The 19,238-nt window shown below is 67.8% G+C and carries 23 protein-coding genes; 14 read left to right on the top strand and 9 right to left on the bottom strand.

All coding sequences use genetic code 11. The annotated features are described in order from the left end of the window. Positions 1 to 30 precede the first annotated feature (30 nt). From ACCO44_RS18515 to ACCO44_RS18505, 3 genes are all read left to right on the top strand, one after another. On the top strand, positions 31 to 1,167 hold the full coding sequence (locus ACCO44_RS18515) for a hypothetical protein (RefSeq protein WP_372467719.1): 1,137 nt from the start codon (positions 31 to 33) through the stop codon (positions 1,165 to 1,167). Positions 1,168 to 1,241: 74 nt separating this feature from the next. Continuing rightward, positions 1,242 to 2,003, top strand: coding sequence for a hypothetical protein (locus tag ACCO44_RS18510; protein ID WP_372467718.1), 762 nt, complete (start codon positions 1,242 to 1,244; stop codon positions 2,001 to 2,003). Positions 2,004 to 2,078: 75 nt separating this feature from the next. Further along, complete coding sequence (locus tag ACCO44_RS18505) at positions 2,079 to 3,107, top strand: LacI family DNA-binding transcriptional regulator (protein WP_372467717.1); 1,029 nt, start codon at positions 2,079 to 2,081, stop codon at positions 3,105 to 3,107. 156 nt (positions 3,108 to 3,263) lie between these two features. On the opposite strand, the gene ACCO44_RS18500 is transcribed toward ACCO44_RS18505, so the two are convergent. Continuing rightward, positions 3,264 to 3,665 carry a RidA family protein gene (locus ACCO44_RS18500; protein WP_105712165.1) on the bottom strand — a complete coding sequence of 134 codons (402 nt, stop codon included), beginning with the start codon at positions 3,663 to 3,665 and terminating at the stop codon, positions 3,264 to 3,266. Between the two features lie 156 nt (positions 3,666 to 3,821). Here ACCO44_RS18500 and ACCO44_RS18495 point away from each other — a divergent pair, with 156 nt between their 5' ends. Continuing rightward, on the top strand, positions 3,822 to 4,790 hold the full coding sequence (locus tag ACCO44_RS18495) for a helix-turn-helix transcriptional regulator (protein ID WP_372467716.1): 969 nt from the start codon (positions 3,822 to 3,824) through the stop codon (positions 4,788 to 4,790). A 98-nt stretch (positions 4,791 to 4,888) separates the two neighbouring features. Here ACCO44_RS18495 and ACCO44_RS18490 read toward each other — a convergent pair whose 3' ends face one another. Together ACCO44_RS18490 and ACCO44_RS18485 are read right to left on the bottom strand one after the other, a co-directional pair. Then, positions 4,889 to 6,010: a hypothetical protein gene (locus tag ACCO44_RS18490; RefSeq protein ID WP_372467715.1), complete on the bottom strand. Its 1,122-nt coding sequence runs from the start codon at positions 6,008 to 6,010 to the stop codon at positions 4,889 to 4,891. Then, positions 5,997 to 6,623 carry an RNA polymerase sigma factor gene (locus ACCO44_RS18485; protein ID WP_372467714.1) on the bottom strand — a complete coding sequence of 209 codons (627 nt, stop codon included), beginning with the start codon at positions 6,621 to 6,623 and terminating at the stop codon, positions 5,997 to 5,999. The genes ACCO44_RS18490 and ACCO44_RS18485 overlap by 14 nt, the downstream gene beginning before the upstream one ends. A 319-nt stretch (positions 6,624 to 6,942) precedes the next feature. On the opposite strand from ACCO44_RS18485, the gene ACCO44_RS18480 reads away from it, so the two are divergent. Then, positions 6,943 to 7,737, top strand: a complete 795-nt coding sequence (locus ACCO44_RS18480; protein ID WP_372467713.1) for an SDR family NAD(P)-dependent oxidoreductase — start codon at positions 6,943 to 6,945, stop codon at positions 7,735 to 7,737. Positions 7,738 to 7,844: 107 nt separating this feature from the next. On the opposite strand, the gene ACCO44_RS18475 is transcribed toward ACCO44_RS18480, so the two are convergent. Both ACCO44_RS18475 and ACCO44_RS18470 read right to left on the bottom strand, forming a co-directional pair. After that, on the bottom strand, positions 7,845 to 8,600 hold the full coding sequence (locus ACCO44_RS18475) for an SDR family oxidoreductase (RefSeq protein ID WP_029264289.1): 756 nt from the start codon (positions 8,598 to 8,600) through the stop codon (positions 7,845 to 7,847). Between the two features lie 98 nt (positions 8,601 to 8,698). Next, entirely contained in the window at positions 8,699 to 9,454 is a 756-nt protein-coding gene (locus tag ACCO44_RS18470; RefSeq protein ID WP_372467712.1) for an SDR family oxidoreductase, read from the bottom strand. 205 nt (positions 9,455 to 9,659) lie between these two features. Between ACCO44_RS18470 and ACCO44_RS18465 the strand changes: the two genes are divergently transcribed. The 3 genes from ACCO44_RS18465 (at position 9,660) to ACCO44_RS18455 (ending at position 12,403) form a co-directional block, all read left to right on the top strand. Beyond that, entirely contained in the window at positions 9,660 to 10,610 is a 951-nt protein-coding gene (locus tag ACCO44_RS18465) for an alpha/beta hydrolase (RefSeq protein ID WP_262002368.1), read from the top strand. 40 nt (positions 10,611 to 10,650) lie between these two features. After that, positions 10,651 to 11,394 (top strand): alpha/beta fold hydrolase, encoded by a 744-nt coding sequence (locus tag ACCO44_RS18460; protein WP_029264292.1) that lies wholly within the window; start codon positions 10,651 to 10,653, stop codon positions 11,392 to 11,394. 70 nt (positions 11,395 to 11,464) lie between these two features. Continuing rightward, on the top strand, positions 11,465 to 12,403 hold the full coding sequence (locus ACCO44_RS18455; RefSeq protein WP_262002367.1) for an alpha/beta fold hydrolase: 939 nt from the start codon (positions 11,465 to 11,467) through the stop codon (positions 12,401 to 12,403). Positions 12,404 to 12,470: 67 nt separating this feature from the next. Here the strand turns inward: ACCO44_RS18455 and ACCO44_RS18450 are convergent, their stop codons facing one another. Then, complete coding sequence (locus ACCO44_RS18450; protein ID WP_372467711.1) at positions 12,471 to 13,208, bottom strand: SDR family oxidoreductase; 738 nt, start codon at positions 13,206 to 13,208, stop codon at positions 12,471 to 12,473. 222 nt (positions 13,209 to 13,430) lie between these two features. On the opposite strand from ACCO44_RS18450, the gene ACCO44_RS18445 reads away from it, so the two are divergent. The 4 genes from ACCO44_RS18445 to ACCO44_RS18430 all read left to right on the top strand — a co-directional run bounded on the left by ACCO44_RS18445 (position 13,431) and on the right by ACCO44_RS18430 (position 16,212). After that, positions 13,431 to 14,021 (top strand): hypothetical protein, encoded by a 591-nt coding sequence (locus ACCO44_RS18445; protein WP_372467710.1) that lies wholly within the window; start codon positions 13,431 to 13,433, stop codon positions 14,019 to 14,021. A 100-nt stretch (positions 14,022 to 14,121) separates the two neighbouring features. Further along, entirely contained in the window at positions 14,122 to 14,892 is a 771-nt protein-coding gene (locus ACCO44_RS18440) for an SDR family oxidoreductase (RefSeq protein WP_372467709.1), read from the top strand. A gap of 25 nt (positions 14,893 to 14,917) precedes the next feature. After that, positions 14,918 to 15,817 carry an RNA polymerase sigma-70 factor gene (locus tag ACCO44_RS18435; RefSeq protein ID WP_372467708.1) on the top strand — a complete coding sequence of 300 codons (900 nt, stop codon included), beginning with the start codon at positions 14,918 to 14,920 and terminating at the stop codon, positions 15,815 to 15,817. Next, a complete protein-coding gene (locus tag ACCO44_RS18430) occupies positions 15,814 to 16,212 on the top strand; it encodes a hypothetical protein (RefSeq protein WP_262002362.1) in 399 nt (132 codons plus the stop codon). Before ACCO44_RS18435 ends, ACCO44_RS18430 begins: the two co-directional genes overlap by 4 nt. 33 nt (positions 16,213 to 16,245) lie before the next feature. On the opposite strand, the gene ACCO44_RS18425 is transcribed toward ACCO44_RS18430, so the two are convergent. Then, positions 16,246 to 16,701 carry an Lrp/AsnC family transcriptional regulator gene (locus tag ACCO44_RS18425; protein ID WP_029264299.1) on the bottom strand — a complete coding sequence of 152 codons (456 nt, stop codon included), beginning with the start codon at positions 16,699 to 16,701 and terminating at the stop codon, positions 16,246 to 16,248. 98 nt (positions 16,702 to 16,799) lie between these two features. On the opposite strand from ACCO44_RS18425, the gene ACCO44_RS18420 reads away from it, so the two are divergent. Beyond that, positions 16,800 to 17,423 carry a LysE family translocator gene (locus ACCO44_RS18420; RefSeq protein ID WP_372467707.1) on the top strand — a complete coding sequence of 208 codons (624 nt, stop codon included), beginning with the start codon at positions 16,800 to 16,802 and terminating at the stop codon, positions 17,421 to 17,423. Between the two features lie 98 nt (positions 17,424 to 17,521). Beyond that, on the top strand, positions 17,522 to 17,974 hold the full coding sequence (locus ACCO44_RS18415; RefSeq protein ID WP_372467706.1) for a hypothetical protein: 453 nt from the start codon (positions 17,522 to 17,524) through the stop codon (positions 17,972 to 17,974). Positions 17,975 to 17,983: 9 nt separating this feature from the next. On the opposite strand, the gene ACCO44_RS18410 is transcribed toward ACCO44_RS18415, so the two are convergent. Together ACCO44_RS18410 and ACCO44_RS18405 are read right to left on the bottom strand one after the other, a co-directional pair. After that, positions 17,984 to 18,211 (bottom strand): RNA-binding S4 domain-containing protein, encoded by a 228-nt coding sequence (locus ACCO44_RS18410; protein WP_029264302.1) that lies wholly within the window; start codon positions 18,209 to 18,211, stop codon positions 17,984 to 17,986. A 122-nt stretch (positions 18,212 to 18,333) separates the two neighbouring features. After that, on the bottom strand, positions 18,334 to 19,161 hold the full coding sequence (locus ACCO44_RS18405) for a PepSY domain-containing protein (RefSeq protein ID WP_372467705.1): 828 nt from the start codon (positions 19,159 to 19,161) through the stop codon (positions 18,334 to 18,336). Between the last annotated feature and the right edge of the window lie 77 nt (positions 19,162 to 19,238).

Here is a 19,238-nt window from a genome sequence, read left to right as displayed (position 1 = left end):
GTCAGCTACTGGACGGTCGACGGCCTGGAGGTGACGAACATCGCCGCTGCGGAGGGAAAGCGCAGCGGCGTGCTCGTGGAGAACACCGGCAACGAGGTGCGATCCGGCATCACCATCAAGAACCTCGATGTCCACGACGTCACCGGCCGCTCGGACCGCAACGCCGCAGACCGCTACGTCTCGGCAGGAATCCAGGTTCGCCTGCCGGCCAAAGCCAGCGGGCTCACGGGATACTTCGACGGCGTCACCATCGAGGACAACTCGATCCGCGACGTGAAATCGATGGGTATCGCGATCGTCGGCTCCCCGAATGGGGACGACACCATCAACCACAACCGCAACGTCGTCGTCCGAGGCAACTCCGTGCTTCGCGCGGCCGCCGACTCGATCCTGATCGGCGTCTCCGTCGACCCCCTGGTCGAGCGCAACCTGAGCTATGACGCCGGACACGACGCGGTCAACCGTGGCGCGATCGCCGGCATCTGGGCCTACACGAGCGCAAATCCGGTTCTTCAGTTCAACGAGTCGGCCCGCACCGAGCCGGGGCCGGACTCGATGGGTTGGGACTGCGACTGGGGCATCACCGGTTCGTGCACGTATCAGTACAACTACAGCCATGAGAACGCCGGAGGGTTCTACCTCGAGTGCCTCACCTGCTTCGGTCCGGCACAGACCGACACCCCCGAGCTGGTCGTGCGGTACAACGTGTCGCAGGGCGAGGGGATCGTCAACGCGGGCAGCGGTGGCAACGCCAAGGTCAAGCTCGAGATGTACAACAACACGCTCTACAACCCGGGCGGTGCGTTCGACATCCGGCTCGCTGCGAACTCGACGGTCGCCAACAACATCTTCGTCGGCTCGAGCCTGACCCGGTTCGATACCGATCGGGGGATCACCGTCGACCGCAACGTCTATCACGGGTTCGCCGGCCCTGCGGCAGATGCCAACGCCATCAACGCCGACCCGCTGTTCGCCAACCCGGGCACGGGAGGCGACGGTCTCGACACCGTCGACGGCTACAAGCTGACGGCCGGATCGCCGGCGATCGCGGCAGGCCGCATCATCTCCGGCAACGGGGGCCGCGACTACTGGGGCAATGCGGTGTCGGGGACGGCCGCACCGAACATCGGCGCATACAGCGGCCCGGTCGTGGCCAAGAAGCCGTAGCCGTCCGAGCGCAGGGTGTTCGAGCGATCGGAAGATCGATCGTTCGAACACCCTGCGGGGGCGGAACCGAAGCGGTGACCAGGGCAAGAGACCGAAAGGAAGCACCAGTGAAACGACCGTACGTTGCGGCGTGCATCGCCCTCTTCATGGCGCTGGGGTTCTGCGCATGCGCTCCCGCCCCCGCATCACCGGGTGCCGCGAAGAACGGCACCGCCATGGAGGTGAACGGAACACCGGTTCATGCGGATGAGTTCCGATACTGCGTCAGTCAGGTTCAAGCCACGGTCATGGATACCGCGTCCAAGAAGGGGTGGGTCGTGGACGACACGGACCCGGTGCACGACAGCCGTGCGGGCGAACTTCTGGTTGACGAGGCAGCCGCGCGTTGCGTCGACGGGGTCGTCCGTCGGCAGGGCGCGGTCGCCCTCACATTCATCGATGACGCGTCCTTCGAAAGCCTGGTCGAGCGGTGGAAAGCCGACAAAGCCGCACGTCACGCGTCCTCCCAAGCAGGGGAAGTGCTCTACGGGCCGGTGGAGAAGACCCTCGAACAGTATGAGTTCCAGGAGATGGCGGATGCGGCATCGGAGCAGGAGACGGCGGACGCCACCGCGTTGACGGACGATCCGGGCGCCCTGGATGCATTGATACGCGCTCGACCGGAGGTCGCCGAGGGCCTGGACATGGCCGTTCCTGAGGATCGTGCGATCGCCGCGCAGATCCTCGCGCGCCGGATGTTCGAATCCACGCACGAGCGCGCGGTCGACGACGCCGAGGTCACGATGAAGGAGTCCTGGTTGTCCGGGCTCACGATCTCGGATCTGGTGGGGTCGTAGAAGATGAGCGGTGCTCGGCGGCTCGTGGGATCCTGAGAGGATGAGGGATCGGGAAGGAGCGCGATGAGGCGGCCGGTGACCTTGAAGGATGTCGCGGCAGAGTCGGGTGTTTCTGTGCCCACGGCCTCGCGCGTGCTCAACGGCGGTGGACATGTATCCGTCGAGACGCGGCAGCGCATCCATGAGGCCGCAGCACGACTGGACTTCAGGCCCAATGCGCTCGCGCAGTCGTTCGCGCTCGGGCGCAGTTTCACGGTCGGTGTTCTCGCCCAGAAGGCATCGGGCAACTTCTCGACTCCGGTCATCACCGGGATAATCGCGGAGCTCAGCAAGCACGATGTCGCCGTGCTCGTCTACGACGATGAGGACAATGTCGCCGCCCGGCCGCAGAACCTTCGCACGCTGCAGGCCCGCCGAGTCGACGGGATCATCGTGGTGGGTGACGGCACGGACGTGCCGTTCCCCTCGATATCGGAGTCGTTCCAGACGCCGGTGATCCATGTCTTCGGAGTCTCGGACAACCCCGAGGACACGTGCTTTCTCCCGGACGATGTGCAGGCAGGGCGTTTGGCCGCCGCGCACCTCCTTCGCCAGGGTAGAACGAGGATCGCGCATGTGACCGCGATGGAGTATTCGCGGGCGGTCCAGGATCGTCTGAGCGGTTTTCGTGCCGAGCTCGCTGATGCCGGCGTGGAGATCGCGCTGTCGGAACCCCTGTTCGGCGACTGGACCATTCCGTGGGGCTACCGGGCCGGTCTCGAGCTGCTCGAACGGCGGGGCGAGTTCGACGCCGTGTTCTGCGGCAACGACTACATCGCTCTGGGCGTCACCCGTGCGTTCGAACAGGCCGGTGTCCGGGTCCCGGAAGACGTCGCACTGGTCGGCTACGACAACTGGTCGAAGTACAGCGGGAGCCCCGATCGATTCCTCACCTCGGTGGATCCTCAGCTGAACAGCCTGGGGCGAGTGGCGGCCGAGGCGTTGCTGGCGGACGACCCCGCAGCCCGGCAGCCGGGCGTCAGCTATCAGCCGTGCGTCCTCGTTCCGGGCATGTCGTCAGGGGCGGTCGCCTCCGACGGGCTGGGCGCGATCGCCCTCAGATGAGCCTCCACGCCTGAGACCGAGGCGAAACCGAACCCACGGACCGCCATCTTCGGACGGACACCGATTCATTCCTGCGAGGGATGCGCCCGACGGGGCTCCGCCACGCTCGACGTCGCAGGCACGGCGTCGAGCGTGGCGGTCGTCTGAGCCGTCCGATCAGGCGACCGCCGTACCTTCCAACTCGACGAGCTGGCCGGGGATCGCAAGGCGCGAGACTCCGAGCATTGTGGTCGTGGGCGAGACGCCCGCGGCGCCGAGCCGTCCGGCGAGCTCTCCGTAGTGTGGGAACAGTGCGTCGACGTCGGTCGTGTAGACGTTCAGGCGCACGAGGTTCGCGAGGGTCATCCCCGCCTCCGTCAACACCGCCTCGAGGTTGTCGATGCTGAGCGCGAGCTGAGCGGCCATGTCGCCGTGGTGCTCGGGCTGTCCCTCTTTGTTCATCGCGGTCTGCCCCGAGATGTACAACGTGCGGGACTCAGCGGACACGACCTCACCCTGGTTGAACCCCATTTCCAGCGACCACGTGACCGGGTTGACTGCGGTGCGTTCGAGTGTCATCTCTTCTCCATTCGTTGTGTGTGCCGTGCCGGTGATCCGGTCCAGCCGATCGCCGTCCGAATCGACGACACTTCGAGCCTCGCAGCGATACACGACACCTCTTGTCATGTATTTCTGAGAAAGTTTCCTATGCGTGCCGATCGCCTGGTCTCTCTCGTGCTGCTCCTGCGGCAACGGGGTTCGCTCTCTGCATCCCAGCTCGCCGACGAGCTGGAAGTGTCTACGCGCACCATTCTCAGAGACATCGAGGCGCTGTCCGCCGCCGGGGTGCCGGTCTACGTCAACCGCGGTCGCAACGGCGGCTTCTCTTTGCTCCCTGGATTTCGTGCCGAGCTGATGGGCCTCAACCAGGAGGAAGCCCTCGCCCTGCTCACGGCCGGGAGCATCGGGGGGCGACAGGTGTTCGGCCTGGGATCGGCGCTGTCCTCCGCCATGCGCAAGGTCGTCGACGCGATACCGGCCGGCCATCAAGCCGCGGCGACCGACGCCGCGCAGCGCATACTGTTCGAACCTCAAGCGGATCTCCTGTCCCGGTACCGGCTCGCCGAAGGCATCTCGGAGACGGTCATGAACGAGGTGCGCCGCTCTGTGCTCGACGGACGCAAACTGCGCATTCACTACGCCGCCGAAGGTCGTGACGCCGCCTGGCGGCACGTAGACCCCATCGGCCTCGTGACGGTCCGGGAGAGGAGCTACCTTCTCGCGTTGGTCGATGGCCATGATCGCACCTACCGTCTCTCTCGGGTTCTGGCGGCAGAGGCACTCGCCGCTCCTGCAGAACGCCCGAGTGAGGTCAACCTCGCCCAACTCTGGGAAGCGCGCAGTGCACGTTTTCGTGCCGGAGAAGTGCAGTTCATCGTCGCCGCCCGGCTAGACCCCGCGCGACGAGAGGAACTCGCCGAGACGGCTCTCGCGATCGTTCACGAGACGGCCGAGTCGGATGGTTGGCTTCGAATGGAGTTGACTTTTCAGGACCTGCGCCACGCGGCATGGGCGATCTGGAAACTAGGAGTCGACGCTGAAGCCCTCAGCCCTCCCGAGCTGAGGGATGTGCTCCATCAGCACGCAGTCGAGATCGCGGCCCGCTACTCGCCCCGCGGTCCGACGCTCGCAACCGACGCCTAGCGGAGGCCAGGCCGGAGACTCTGACGATTGTGCCGTGAACGGCGACGTGCCCTCCTCACCCGGTATCGCGGATGAGAAGGGCACGAGGGGCGGACCCGTCAGTCCGCAGGTGCAGTCGTGAAGGATGCGGAGAAGTCCGCCACTCCCTCCGGCAGGAACGGGGTCGTGCCGACCTCGACGAGCGGGTCGTCCTTCGTGTGGTTGCTCCACGGCTCCGGGAGCACGCGGAGCATGAACTTCTCGATCTCGACGATGGCGCCCGCCTCGGGGTTGACCGTCAGGCGGAACCGGGCGTCGTCGGTCTCGTAGACGAGCACCTTGTCGGCCGTGGCACCCTCCTCGACGGTGATCCCCTCAGCCAGAGCGAGCGCCTCGAGGAAGGTCGCTCGATACTCGGGGGATGCGGTCAGGATCGGAACCGACCACAGGAGCTCGTTCAACATGTACTCGGCGGCCGGCATCTCGTACTTCTCTTCGATGCTCTCGTACAACCCGTTGGTCTCCGGCTCTCCGTCCTGAGGCATCTTCGCCGCCTCAGCCTTCTCGGCGATCAGCCGGTCTTCCATGCCGCTCTCCCACGCGGCGAGGAATGCCGCGGGTTCGGACGGGAAGTCGGAGGTGGGAACGGGGAGGTCCTCGACGAAGGCGTCATACGTGTGAACCTCAGCGAGCGTCCGAGGCTCCTTCCCGATCGGATACGAAGAGCCGTAGTACGACGTCCACGCGGCATGGGCGGCCGCCTCATCGCCGAAGATCTCGGAGGCGTGGAACTCCGTGTGAGAGGTCTCGGAGAACTTGCGATCCGGTGTGCTGAGATAGCTCGCGCTCGACTCGGTGACGACGGCAGCGGTCGCATCCGACCTGAGGTTTCCGAACGGCAGGAACTTCTCGTTCGGGCCGCCGATCATGCCCAGGTGCCGCGTCGTGATTGTCACTTCCATCGGCGCGGCGACGGCGGCGCGGATGGAGGCCGCGGTCTCGTTGAGGTACGTCGATGCCGAGGCCGCTTGCGGCTGGCCGACGACTCCCGGGGGAATGAGGACGGTGGCTGTGACCGCCACCGCGGCGACGGCCGTGCCTGCCAGTGCCACCGCGACGATGCGTCCGACGGGGCGTCGGCGTCGCGACCGGGCGATCTCCTGGTGGAGGGCGCGACGGGGAGCCTGCGAAGACGCGGGGTAGGTGGGCTTCATCTCGCGCACCGTGTCAAGGATGTCCATGGATGATCTCTTTCTCAGCAAGTCGGATGTGTGCGGTCGCGGGCCGGGGCTCATGGGGAACCTTCGGCGGTGGCGACGGCGGTGGGGCCGCGAGTTTGGTGCGGATGCGGCTCAGCCTCGATCGCACCGTGCCGACCGGGATCCGCAGCGCGGCAGCGATCTGCTCGTAGGTGAGGTCTCCCCACGCGTGCAGGAAGAGGACCTCCCGGTCGCGGGCGGAGAGGGCTGCGATCCGCGGATAGAGGCGCTCGATCTCCCCGGCCGCATCGAGCTGAGCGGACGACCGATCGTGGTCGTCCGCGGCGACGGGGTCGCTCTGGGCGACGGACGCCTGCAGAGCTCGCCAGTGCTGGGCCTGCGCGCGGCGATGCTGGCCGAGGACGTTCGTCGCGATGCCCATCAGCCACGGCAACGCCGATGGCCTGGACATGTCGTAGCGCCCGCGCTTGCGGAACGCGATCAGGAAGGTCTCGCTCACGACGTCGTCTCTCGCCGCCGGTCCGACGCGGCGGGCGACATAGCCGGAGACCGCGTCGATATGTCGTTCGAAGATCTCGGAGAATCGCTCCGCGGCGTCGAACGATTCACGGATGATGTCGTTGTCGTTGCTCACACTGGTTATTCGTCTCCCGCCGGCATCCGGTTCCATCCTGACCCGGAATTGAGTCGTGACGATCGACGGGATGTCCGCGCACCTGGAGCGGGCGGGTTTCGCGGTCGTCGACAGCGAGACCCGTGTGCAGGACGGTCGTCGCGCCCATGCGTCGATCAGCGCGGTCGCCGTCTGAGGAGTCTTCGTCCTCGTCGACAAGCCTCGGCAGTGTTCGAGGCTGATCCGCTTGCGCTGACGACCATCCTCCCGGCTATGCTCGTGATTGCTATAGCAAACGGGAAGTGCATCCGACCCACTTCAGCGCCGAGAGGGACACATCATGACCGAATCCGCACGCAGCGTCGTGGTGACCGGCAGCGGAAAGGGCATCGGTCGCGCCATCGCCGAGCGACTGACCGCCGACGGATGGATCGTCGTGGGGCTGGAGCGGTCTCCGGGGTCGGGCACGCTCGAGGAGGGGATCGTGGCCGAGGTCGTTCTCGGGGACGCCTCCGACCGCGCCGTCCACCAGCGGGCCGCAGAGGCAGCGATCGCACGGGCACCCCTGGCCGGCTGGGTGAACAACGCCGGCATCACGAAGCACACCCCGCTGCACGAGCTCGATGAGAGCGTCGTGCGCGAGATCCTCGACATCAACGGCTTCGGCTACATCTGGGGCTGCTCGACCGCGGTATCGGCCTTCATCGATCAGGGCCTCGCCGGGGCGATCGTCAACGTCGGCTCGATCCACGGCCGCGCCAGCCACCCCGACCACGCGGCTTACGAGTTCACCAAGGGCGGCATCGACGCACTGACCCGCAGCGTGGCGGTGAGCTACGGCCGCCTCGGCATCCGCGCCAACACCGTGGCCCCCGGCGGCGTGCGCACGCCGCACCTCGAAGCCAAGATCGCCGCAGCCCCCGACCCCGCCGCCGAGGAGCGTGGACTCGCCGAAGGGCCGCCGATGGGACGCATCGCCCGCTCCGATGAAGTGGCCGCGGTGACGGCCTTCCTGCTCTCGGATGAGGCACCCTACCTGAGCGGCGAATCGATCGCGGTGGACGGGGCGTGGACGGCATCCTTCGGCGATGTGGACGTCGACCCGGCGCTGGCCGCGCGGTTCCGGCGGGCGTGAAGGCCCGCAGGGTGACACGACGGTGACCTACCAGTAACCCGAAGAAGCGGGCACCCTCTCTCGGTCGAGTGGGTGCCCGCTTCGTGGTGTGGTCCGGTGCGCTTCCGCTACTTGCGAGGCGGGTTCAGCGGCAGCCACTGTTCGAGAGTCGTCTCGAAGATGTGCGCGCCCTCGACGGGGATGAGGGTGCGCTCCTCGATCACGGCGCCGTAGTACGGAGCGGTGTCGTCGCGGACCACCGTGCGGGCGTCGCCACGGAACGTCAGCGCGCGCCGGGCGAACTCGTCCATGCCCATGGCCTCGGGGCCCGCGATCTCGAAGTCGCCGGCCGGTTCGCCCGCCGCAGCGCGCGCGACGGCGGTCGCCACGTCCTCGGCGGCGATGGGCTGGATCAGCGCGCCCGGCAGGCTCACAGTGTCGCCCTCGGTCGAGATGTCGGCGATGCTGCCGACGAACTCGAAGAACTGCGTGGCGTGCACGAGGGAGTACGGGATGCCCGACTCACGGATGAGCTGCTCCTGCGCCACCTTCGCGGCGAAGTAGTCGATGTGCTGCGGGCGGTTCGTGCCCACGATGGTGAGCGCGACGTGGTGGGTCACGCCCGCCTCCGCCTCGGCTGCCAGCAGGTTGCGCGTGGAGGTGGTGAAGAACTTCAGGACGTCCTGGGCCTCGAACGACGGCGAGTTGGAGACGTCGACGACCGTGTTCGCGCCGACCAGGACCTCGGCGAGTCCTTCGCCGGTGAGCGAGTTGACGCCGGTGTTGGGAGAGGCGGCGACGGCCTCGTGGCCGTGCTCGCTCAGCTTCGCGACGACCTTCGAACCGATGAGGCCGGTTCCTCCGATGACGACGATCTTTGCCATTTCATGCCTTCCTTTCCGGGGCGCCGAAGGGGTGCCCATCAGCTATGACCGAGTGGCAGCCCTCGTTGTGACGGAAGCCATCGCGCACGGTCTGGTCTTCAGACGGTCGCCGCGATACGCCACTCGTGGTACCTCGTGGGAGCGATCGTCGCGGTCGCTTCGGGGAGTAGATCGCGGTTCTGCAGACGCGCTCCGAAATAGGTGCCGAGAGGGTCCGCGACCACTTCACGCTCGTCCTGCCGGGCCCGGAGATCCTGGGCGGCGATCTGTTCGAGGCTGAAGACCTCCGGACCGCCGAACTCCACCATGCCGAAGAGCGGTTCGCCGACGACCGTGCGAGCGACCGCTTCGGCGACATCGTCGGCGGCCATCGGCTGCACGAGCACATCCGCGACACGGACGGCGCCGCTGCGCGCCGCCTGGTCGGTGATGTTGCGGATGAACTCGAAGAACTGGGTGGCGTGCACGAGGGAGTATGGGCGTCGCGACTCGACGATCATCCGCTCCTGCTGCTCTTTCGCCACGAAGTAACCGCCCTCCGCACGGGCCAGACGGTCGGTGCCGACGACGGAGAGTGCGACGTGATGGCGGACTCCGGCGGCCTCGCCGTAGGTGAGCAGGTTCATCGTCGAGGTGTAGAAGAAGTCGCGGGCGGCCTCCTCGTCGGTGTACGACGAGTTCGAGACGTCGACGACGACGTCCGCGCCGACCAGAGCATCCTCTAGCCCTTCGCCGGTGTACGAGTTGACGCCGGTGGCGCGAGCGGCGGAGATGACATCGTGCCCGCTCGTTCGCAGCGTGCGGACGAGCCTCGTGCCGATCAGTCCTGTTCCGCCGATGACCGTGATTCGCATGTCTCTCCCTCGTTGCCGATGCCGGTTCCGGATCCTCTCCGTACGAACATGACCGCGCAGCCGCTCGCGTTGTGACACCGACCGACGGGCGGCGGACCGGCTCCGAAGATGTCGTCACATTCTTCGGCCTCACCTGGTCCTGGCTTGCAAGAGCCCATGATCGGTGACGATCCGGACCGGCTCGCACCCCACGAAAGGATCTGCCATGACCGACCATGTTCTCGAGCCCGAAGCCCGGGCATTCGCCGAAGCCGCAGGAAAGCCCCCGTTCCTCGCCGACCTCGGTGTCGACGGCGCGCGCACACTGCTGGACGACGTCCAGGCCGGGCCCATCGCGAAAGCCGACGTCACCGACGAGTGGGTCACCGTCCGCGCGGAGGTCGGCGACGTGCAGGTGCGCATCGTCAAGCCCGTCGGCACGACCGGGGAGCTCCCCGTCGTGCTCTACGTCCACGGCGGCGGCTGGGTGCTGGGCAACTCCGGCACGCATGACCGTCTGGTTCGCGAGCTCGCGAACGGTGTGCAGGCGGCGATCGTCTTCGTCGAATACGAGCGCTCGCCGGAGGCGCACCACCCCGTCGCCATCGAGCAGGTCTATGCCACCGCGCGGTGGATCATGAACGAGGGCGCGATCAAGGGCCTCGACGCCTCACGACTCGCCATCGCCGGCGACTCGGTCGGCGGGAACATGGCCGCGGTGGTCGCGATCCTCGCCAAGCGGCGCGGTGACGTCGTCTTCCTGCACCAGTCGCTGTACTACCCGGTCACCGATGCCGGCCAGAACACCGAGAGCTACCGCGAGTACGCCGAGGGATACCACCTGCGCGCCGACGCGATGGCGTGGTTCTGGGACTGCTACCTGCCCGATGTGGAAGCCCGCAAGGACGTAACCGCCTCCCCGCTGCGCGCCCCGATCAGCGAACTCGAGGGGCTGCCGGAGACCCTCCTCATCGTCGACGAGAACGATGTGCTCCGCGACGAGGGTGAGGCATACGGTCGCAAGCTCATCGAGGCCGGCGTGCGGACGGCCCTCGTGCGCTACGACGGCACCCTCCACGACTTCATGATGCTCAACCCGCTGCGCAGCTCCGCCGCCACGACGGCCGCCATCGAGCAGGCCATCCACGTGCTCCGCAAAGCCCTGACCGTCGCCTGACCCCGCACCACCCACCCCGCCCCCGAAGAAAGAAGAAACCATGTCCACGGAAAAGCCCACCATCGTCCTCGTCCACGGCGCGTTCGCCGAATCCGCGTCCTGGAACGGCGTCATCAGCCGGCTGCAGAGCCACGGCGTGACGGTCGTCGCCGCCGCGAACCCGCTGCGCAGCCTCGCCGTCGATGCCGCCTACGTGCGCGATGTGATCGCCTCCATCGGCGGACCCGTCATCCTCGTCGGCCACTCCTACGGCGGCATCGTGATCACCGAGGCTGCGGCCGACAACCCCGCCGTCGTCGGTCTCGTCTACGTCTCGGCGTTCGTCCCGGAGACCGGCCAGAGCGCGTTCGACCTGTCGACGAGCGCGCCGGGAAGCACCCTCGGCGACACCCTCACCGCGTACCCCGTGACGACCGGTGGCAACGAGTTCGCCATTCGCACGGAAGCCTTCCACCACCAGTTCGCGGCAGATGTGGCGGAGGACGTCGCCGCCCTCATGGCCGCGACCCAGCGGCCCGTCACCGAGGCGGCGCTCTCGGATGCGGTCACCGCCGCGAACCCGGCCTGGAAGGGCATCCCCTCCTGGCACGTGTTCGGCGACCAGGACCTCAACATCCCCCTCGCCGTCTTCCGCGCCGGTGCGGAGCGTGCGTCGTCTCGGGCGACGCGTGAGATCGCGGGGGCATCGCACGCCGCCCTGGTGTCGAACCCCGACATCGTCGCCGAGGTCATCGCCTCCGCCGGCAAGGCGTACGTCGCGAGCCAGACGTCGAGCGCGGCCTGACACGACCGCGGCGCCCCGCACTGCCACCGCGGTGCGGGGCGCCGCACCATCGGCCAGAGAAGGAATGACCATGACCACTGCCCCCTCCGCGTTTCCCGCCGCCAGCCGTGTCGATGCGGGAGACCTCTCCGTCGCCTACTTCGACCTCGGCGACCCGCAGGCGGATCCCGTCGTGCTCCTGCACGGCTACCCGTACGACGTGCACAGTTATGTCGAAGTCGCGCCGATGCTCGTCGAAGCCGGATACCGGGCGATCGTCCCGTATCTGCGCGGCCACGGCGGCACCCGGTTCCGCGATCAGGACGCGCCTCGGACCGGAGAGCAGGCGGCGCTCGGGTCCGACCTCCTGGCGTTCATCGACGCCCTCGACCTGGACGAGCCGGTCCTCGCCGGGTACGACTGGGGCGGTCGCGCCGCCTGTGTCGTCGCGGCGCTGTGGCCCGAGCGGATCTCGGGCCTCGTTTCGGTGAACGGGTATCTCATCCAGAACATCGCCGCCTCTCAGACGCCGATCCGTCCGGATCTCGAAGCCGGATTCTGGTACTTCTGGTACTTCGCCACCGATCGCGGACGCCGAGGCCTCGACGCCAACCGACGCGAGATCGCCGACGTGATCTGGCGCCGCAATTCGCCGGAGTGGGCGTTCAGCGATGCCGAGATGGATCGTGCCGCCGCCGCGTTCGACAACCCCGACTACGTCGACGTCGTGATCCACTCCTACCGTCATCGGCTCGGACTGGCACCCGGGGCGCCGAAGTACGACGAGCTCGAGCGCGCACTGGCGTCGGCCCCGCCCATCAGCGTTCCGACGATCACGCTGGACGGCATGGCGGACGGCAACTTCCCGGCGACCGACGGCACGCCGCAGGCGCACCTGTTCACCGGCCCGCGCGAGCATCGCCGGATCCCGCACGCGGGGCATCACCTCCCGGCCGAGGCGCCCCACGCGTTCGCCCAGGCGGTGGCCGACGTCGCCGAACCGCCGGGAGACGGTGCCGGAACGCCGTGAGACGAAGGTGCGCCGCCGTCAGGACGACGACGGCGCACCATTCGCGACACGGAGGGAGCCGTGATCCTCAGTGCAGCTGATCGGTGGGCCGCACCAGGATCTCATTCACCGCCACATGATCGGGCTGCCCGAGGGCGTACACGACGGCCGCCGCGATGTCCTCGGGCTGGAGGGTGCGCATCGACTCACCGATGCGATCGGCCGCCTCCCGCATCACCGGGTCGGTGGTGTGGTTCACGAGCTCCGTGGCGACGAAGCCCGGCTCCACGACGATCGTCCGCACCCCGTACGGGGTCGCCTCCTGGCGGAACGACTCGGCGAACGCGGTGATGCCGAACTTCGTCGCCGAGTAGGCGGCAGCCCCGGCCGACGAGATGCGACCCGACGTCGACGACACCTGCACGTACGAGCCGTGCGACTCGATGAGGTGGGGGAGCGCCGCGTGGGCAACGCGCATCGAACCCAGCAGGTTGGTCTCCACCATCCGCACCCACTCGTCCGTGTCCGCGTTCAGGATCATGCCCGCGAGCATCAGACCGGCGTTGTTCACGAGGGCGTCGAGCCGACCGAAGCGGGCGACGACCGCAGAGACGACCTGGTCGACGGATTCCGGCTCGGTCACATCGAGCTCCATGGCCACCATCTCTCCTGGCGCTTCCTCCACCAGCGTCTGCAAGCGCTCGGCGCGACGTCCGGCCGCGACCACGATCGCCCCTTCATGGGAGAGGGCGAGGGCGGCGGCCCGGCCGATTCCCGACGACGCACCGGTCACGAGCACGACTTTGCTTTCGAGACTGCTTTCCATCTGCTTCTCCTGATCTTTTCTCGGACGCAAATGTGACCGTGAACCGCGTCCCCCTGTGACATCTCGAAACGGTTGTTCGCTCGAGGCCTGTCACAACCGGGGCGCCCACCCGGTCTCTGCTGTCGACAGCGCGATTTTGCGCCCCACGACCCGGAAGGTGAACATGTCGACCATCAGCGAGCAGGCGTTCTCCCGCACTGACGCCGAGCGACGGCGCGAATCATGACCGACGAGAGGCCCGATGTCTCGGCCCTGAACAGTGCCGTCGGCACGGAGCTGTTCGTGCTGCAGTCGGCGGCGAGCTCGACGATCAGCGAAGCGGGAACACGCAGTTCGATCTACCTGTCGACCCTGTCCAGCGGTCTGGTGGCCATCGGATTCGCCGCGAACTCGCCGGCCCTGATCGGCGTGCTCGCGTTCACCGTCCTGCCGGCGATCTTCGCGCTGGGCTGGTTCACGGTCGTGAGACTCGTCGATACGAGTGTCGAGAACATCACCGCGCGTCAACGCATGGAGCTGATCCGCGAGTACTTCGTCAGCCTGCATCCGCGGGGCTCCGAGCTGATCGCGCTCGACACGCCGAAGTCGGGCGAGCTCGGGGTGCGGTACGCGCGATCCTCGTTCCTGTTCACCATGGCCAGCATGGTCGGCGCGGTGAACGCCGTCCTCGGTGGTGCCCTCGTGGCCCTGGTGCTCGTCGGGGTCTTCAGAGTCGCCGAGTTGCCCGCACAGATCGCGGGCATCGTCATCGGTGCGCTCCTGCTGACCGCGACCCTGATCTACGAACGCCGGCGCATCCGGGCGGCCACGTGAAACTTCTCTGACCGTTGTCACACTTCGAGGTGCTGTCCGGTCACTGTTGACGAGAACCCCCTGCGCGCACGGCGCGGGACCCAGGAACGGAGCGAGCGAGATGCGGATCGTCGTGTTGGGTGGGACCGGCCAGGTGGGCCGGATGGTCGTCGAGAAACTCGAACGTCGAGCTCAGGCGGTCGTGGTGGCTGCGCCGGCGAGCGGCGTGGATGCGCGCACGGGGCAGGGCCTCGATGCGGCGCTCGAGTTCGCGGATGCCGTCATCGACGTCACGAACGCCCCGGACGTGTCGGGTGCCGCCGCACGCGAGTTCTTCGAGACCACGACGCAGCGTCTGCTGGAGGCGGAGGAGCGCGCGGGAGTGAAGCACCACGTCGTGCTGTCGATCGTCGGCGCGGATCACGCCGGGGAAGACGGCTACTTCGCCGCCAAGGGCGTGCAGGAGAACCTCGTTCGGTCGGGGCCGATCGCCCACTCCATCCTCCGGTCCACGCAGTTCTACGACTTCGCGCGGAAGATCGCGGAGTGGAACACCGCACACGACACCGTGCATCTGCCACCGAAGCCCGTACAGCCGGTCGCGGCATCCGACGTGGCCGAAGCGCTGGTCGACCTGGCGATGGGGGATCCGCTCGGCGGCGCGGTCGACTTCGGAGGCCCCGAGCAGATGGCCCTCCCCGAGTTCGTGCGTCGCGTGCTCCGCGTCGACCATGACCCGCGCTATGTCGTCGAGGACGAGGACACCACTACCCTGGGCTTCAACATCTCTGGAGACCTGCTGCTTCCTCGGTCTCCGCTGCGTCTCGCGTCCACGACCCTCGATGCCTGGGTTCACGAAGAGGGCCGACGCCTGGTCGCAGGACTCCGATGAAGACAGGGGGGCGAAGGGCGTGACGATGGCCGAGAGCGGATTCGGTGAGACCGCAGACCTCGACGAGGCGGTACGGGTCTTCGACACGCACCGCCGACGACTCTTCGGCATCGCGTACCGGATGCTGAGCACGGTCGCCGATGCCGAAGACATCGTGCAGGAGACGTGGATCCGCTGGCAGAACACGGATCGCAGCAAGATCCAGGAACCCGTGGCGTTCCTGACGACGATCACCACCCGGCTCTCGATCAATGTGCTGCAGTCGTCGCATTCGCGGCGGGAGACGTACATCGGCCCGTGGCTTCCCGAGCCCGTGAATACCGATGACGATCCGGCGCTCGGCGCCGAACGGGCGGAGGCGCTGCAGTTCGCGATCCTGTTGACGCTCGAGAAGCTCACCCCGACCGAACGGGCGGCGTACATCCTGCGCGAGGCGTTCGACTATCCGTACCCGCGCATCGCCGAGGTGATCTCCAGCAGTGTCGTGAGCGCGAGGCAGCTCGTCAGCAGGGCACGGGCGCACCTGTCGTCCACGCGCAACGCCCACGTCGACCCGGTGGCGCAGCGTCGGCTGCTCGAGGCGTTCCTCACGGCCGCCCAGAAGGGCGATGCCCACGAGCTCGAAGCCCTCTTCACGGCCGATGTCGTCAGCTACACCGACGGCAATGGCACCAAGCTCGCCGCCCGCATCCCGGTGGTGGGTCGCGGGCGCGTGGCGCAGTTCGTCGCGGCGTTCGCGCACCACTTCTGGATCGGGAAGACGATCGACTGGGTGCAGGTGAACGGCCAGCCCGCGGCCACCCTCGTCGAGGGCGGCGAGGTCACGACCATGGTCACGGCGACCACGTCGAGCGAGGGCATCCTGCAGCTGCTCTGGGTGATGAGTCCGCAGAAGCTCGGGCACGTCAACGCGGTCACCGCATGACCCGCAAGCACTACCCGGCGTGGCTGCGCCGGCGCCGTCATGATGCTGCCGATGCCGACACCATCGAGACTTTCGGAAGTGCACTCTGCGCACTGGACGAAGACGCGATCCGGGTGCTGCTCCACCCGGAGGTCGTGGTGGTCATCGACAGCGGCGGTCACGTTCCGACCGGTCCGATGCCGGCGACGGGGCCGGAGGCGGCCGCGTCGGAGCTGCGTGCGCTGATGACGCCGGGGACCTTCATCGCCACCGCGTCGGTCAACGGTGTGCCGGGCCTCACGCTGGTTCGTGGGGAGCGCATCGTCGCCGCGCTCACGGCCGAGATGCGATCGCATCTGCTGTCCAACATCTGGATCGTGTGCAACCCCGACAAGCTTCGGCACTGGAATCGATAGGCACGTCCGCGTGCGGTGACGCTTCTCCGCCCGTCAGGGAATCGGCACCGCGCGGTCGGCGCCGAGGCGCTTCATGACCATGGTCGAGGTGAGCCGCTGCACGCCGGGGAGCGCTCCGAGGGTGCTGTCGTAGAGCTCCTGGTACGCGCTCATGTCGCGGGTGAGGATGCGCAGCATGTAGTCGGGGTCGCCGAACAGGCGCTGCGCCTCGGCGACCGCGGGGATGGCCACGACCGCCTCTTCGAACGCGACGATGGTGTCCTTGTCGGTGCGCCCGATCGTCACGAACACGATCGCCTCGAACGTGAGCCCGACCGCCTTCGGAGCCACCACCGCGCGGTACCGCTCGATCGCCCCGGACTGTTCCAACTCCTTGAGCCGTCGATGGCAGGCCGAGAGGCTCAGACCGACCTGCGAAGCGAGGTTCGTCGCGCTCATCCGGCCGTCATCCTGCAATAGCGAGAGAATCTCCCGGTCAAGTGCATCCATGGCGACAAGTCTTGCAGGATTCAGCCGTCAGCACGCGAAGAATCGAAGCACCTTTCGCGGGATCCTTCGTAGTCTCTTCCTCGGATTGAGGAGGACCGATGGATATCGCACTGGTCATGCAGTTCTGGCTGGTCGCGGTCATGCTCGCGCTGACCCCCGGTGCCGACTGGGCGTACGCGATATCGGCCGGGCTGCGCGCCCGCTCGATCGCACCCTCGATCCTCGGGATGCTCGCCGGCTACACGGTGGTCATCGTCGCCGTCGCGCTGGGGCTCGGCGCGCTCGTCACCGCGTATCCCGTCACGCTCACGACCCTGACCGTGGTCGGTGCGCTCTATCTGATCTTCCTCGGCGCGACGACGCTCGCCAGCCGCCCGGCGCCGATCACCGAGAGCGGGGAGCCGATCGCGACCGGCGGATGGTCCCAGTTCCTGCGCGGGTCGGGAGTGAGCGGCATCAACCCCAAGGGGCTGCTGCTCCTGCTCGCTCTGCTGCCGCAGTTCACGAGTCCGGACGGCTGGTCGTCGACGACGCAGATGCTCGCGCTCGGCGGACTGCACCTGCTCAACATCGCCATCGTCTACACGACGGTCGGACTGCTCGCCCGCCGCCTGCTGCGCACCCGGCCGCGCGCGAGCTCGCTGGTCACCCGCCTCGCCGGCATCGCGATGACCGTCATCGGTGTCGGGATCCTCATCGAGCAGGTGTTCGAATGGTTGTGAGCAGCGGTTAAGCACGGTGCTCGGCGGCGCCTCGATCGAGAGGTCGGCGTAGCGTCGGACGCGGATCCATCTGCGGGCGAAGGGAAGCGGTGACAGGCATGGCACGGACCACCACGGCCCTCCGTCTGCTGCTGCCGGCGTTCCTGCTCGGCGCGATCATCGCCATCTCGTTCCTGGAAGCGCCGCTGAAGTTCCTGGCGCCGGGTGTCACGATCCCGATCGGACTGGGCATCGGGCGGCTCGTGTTCACGGCGTTGAACGTGCTCGCGGGAGTGGTTCTCATCGTCCTCACCGTGGTGAGCCTGCGCGCGCGGGCGGGGCGCGCGACGCTGGGGATCCTCGGGTCGATCTGGTTCGTCTACCTCATCGAGGTCGCCGTCATCCGCCCCGTGCTGAACCAGCGCAGTGACCTGGTGATCGCGGGACTCGCCGCCGCCGGGACCAACTGGGCGCACTACGCGTACATCGTGGCCGATGTGACTCTGGTCGGCCTGCTGATCGCCCTGATCGTCGTGACCGTGCGGAAGGTCCTGCCGCGCGACGTCCGCTGAGCTCCCGCGTCAGGGGCGGACGCGCACCGTTCGGCCTTCGAACGACACCAGGTCGCCGTCGCGCAGCTGGCGTCCGCGGCGTCGGTCCACCTCGCCATTGACGGTCACGTATCCGTCGATGATGACCTCTTTGGCGTCGCCGCCCGAGTCGAGGAGGCCGGCGAACTTGAGGAACTGTCCGAGGCGGATCACTTCGCCGCCGATGGAGATGTCGTCGATCGGTCCGGAGGTGCTCATCCCTGAATGCTAGCCGTCGCCGTGTCCGCCCCGGCGCATGACGATGCCGCCGCCCCCGGGGGAGGGGCGGCGGCATCGGGATGTCGGACGTCGCAGGACGGCCCGGGGACGAGGCCCTCGGCTCAGTCGATGTCGGTCCCGACGACGGCGAAGTCGGCGCTGAAGTCGATGTCGATCGAGCGGTTGTCCGATGTGAGGACCGACGCGTCGTAGGGGCTCACGTCGTCGCCGTCCACATCGAGGTCGGTGATCATGCCGTCGGCCTCCGCAAGCGCGGCGTCGACCAGCGAGCGGATCGTGGCGTCGTCGAGGGTGAGCGCGGGACCGTTGTCGTCGCCGTCGGCTGGATCCGTCTCGATCACGGAAGCGGCGAGGGTCTCGTCGACGCGGACGTCGGTCTCAGTGCCGTCGGCGGTCGTGAGCTGCACCTCCCAGGTGCCGTCACGCTTCGCGTCGATCGACGTGACCTCGCCCTCGGCAGCGCCGCGTGCGGCATCCGCGATCTCGATGAGCTCGTCGGCCGATGCCGTGCCGATGCCGGTCACCGGACCGCGGTCGTTCGACGAGCCGTCGTCGTCGTCGCGGCGGTCGTCGCGATCGCCGTGGGGCGCTCCCTCGTCGTGACGCGGGCCGTCCGACATCGCGGGCCGGTCGTCGTCATCGCCGAACTCATCGCCGATGGCCGCCCCGACCGCGATACCGCCGCCCGCGAGGATCACGGCCGCCGCGATGCCGCCACCGATGAGGAGTGCACGCTTGCGCCCGGGCTTCGGCGCGGATGCCGCGGGGGTGGCGACCGGCTCGGCCGCGGGGAACATGGGGTGCTGCCCGACACCGGCTGCCGGCGTGGCCGCGTCCGCAGCGGGGGTGACCGGAACGGTCTGCGCATCCGGGGTGCTCGCGGGGGTCTGGTCGGGAGTCTGGTCCGGGGTGGGTGTCTTGTCGTCCATGTCCCGATGGTCTCGCGCCGGCGCTGAAGCCTCCCTGAAGCCTCCTGAAGCGGTCTTCAGGAACGGCTGATCAAGCG

Source organism: Microbacterium maritypicum, assembly GCF_041529975.1.
GTDB lineage: Bacteria > Actinomycetota > Actinomycetes > Actinomycetales > Microbacteriaceae > Microbacterium.
This window is presented reverse-complemented; position numbering and strand designations above follow the sequence as displayed.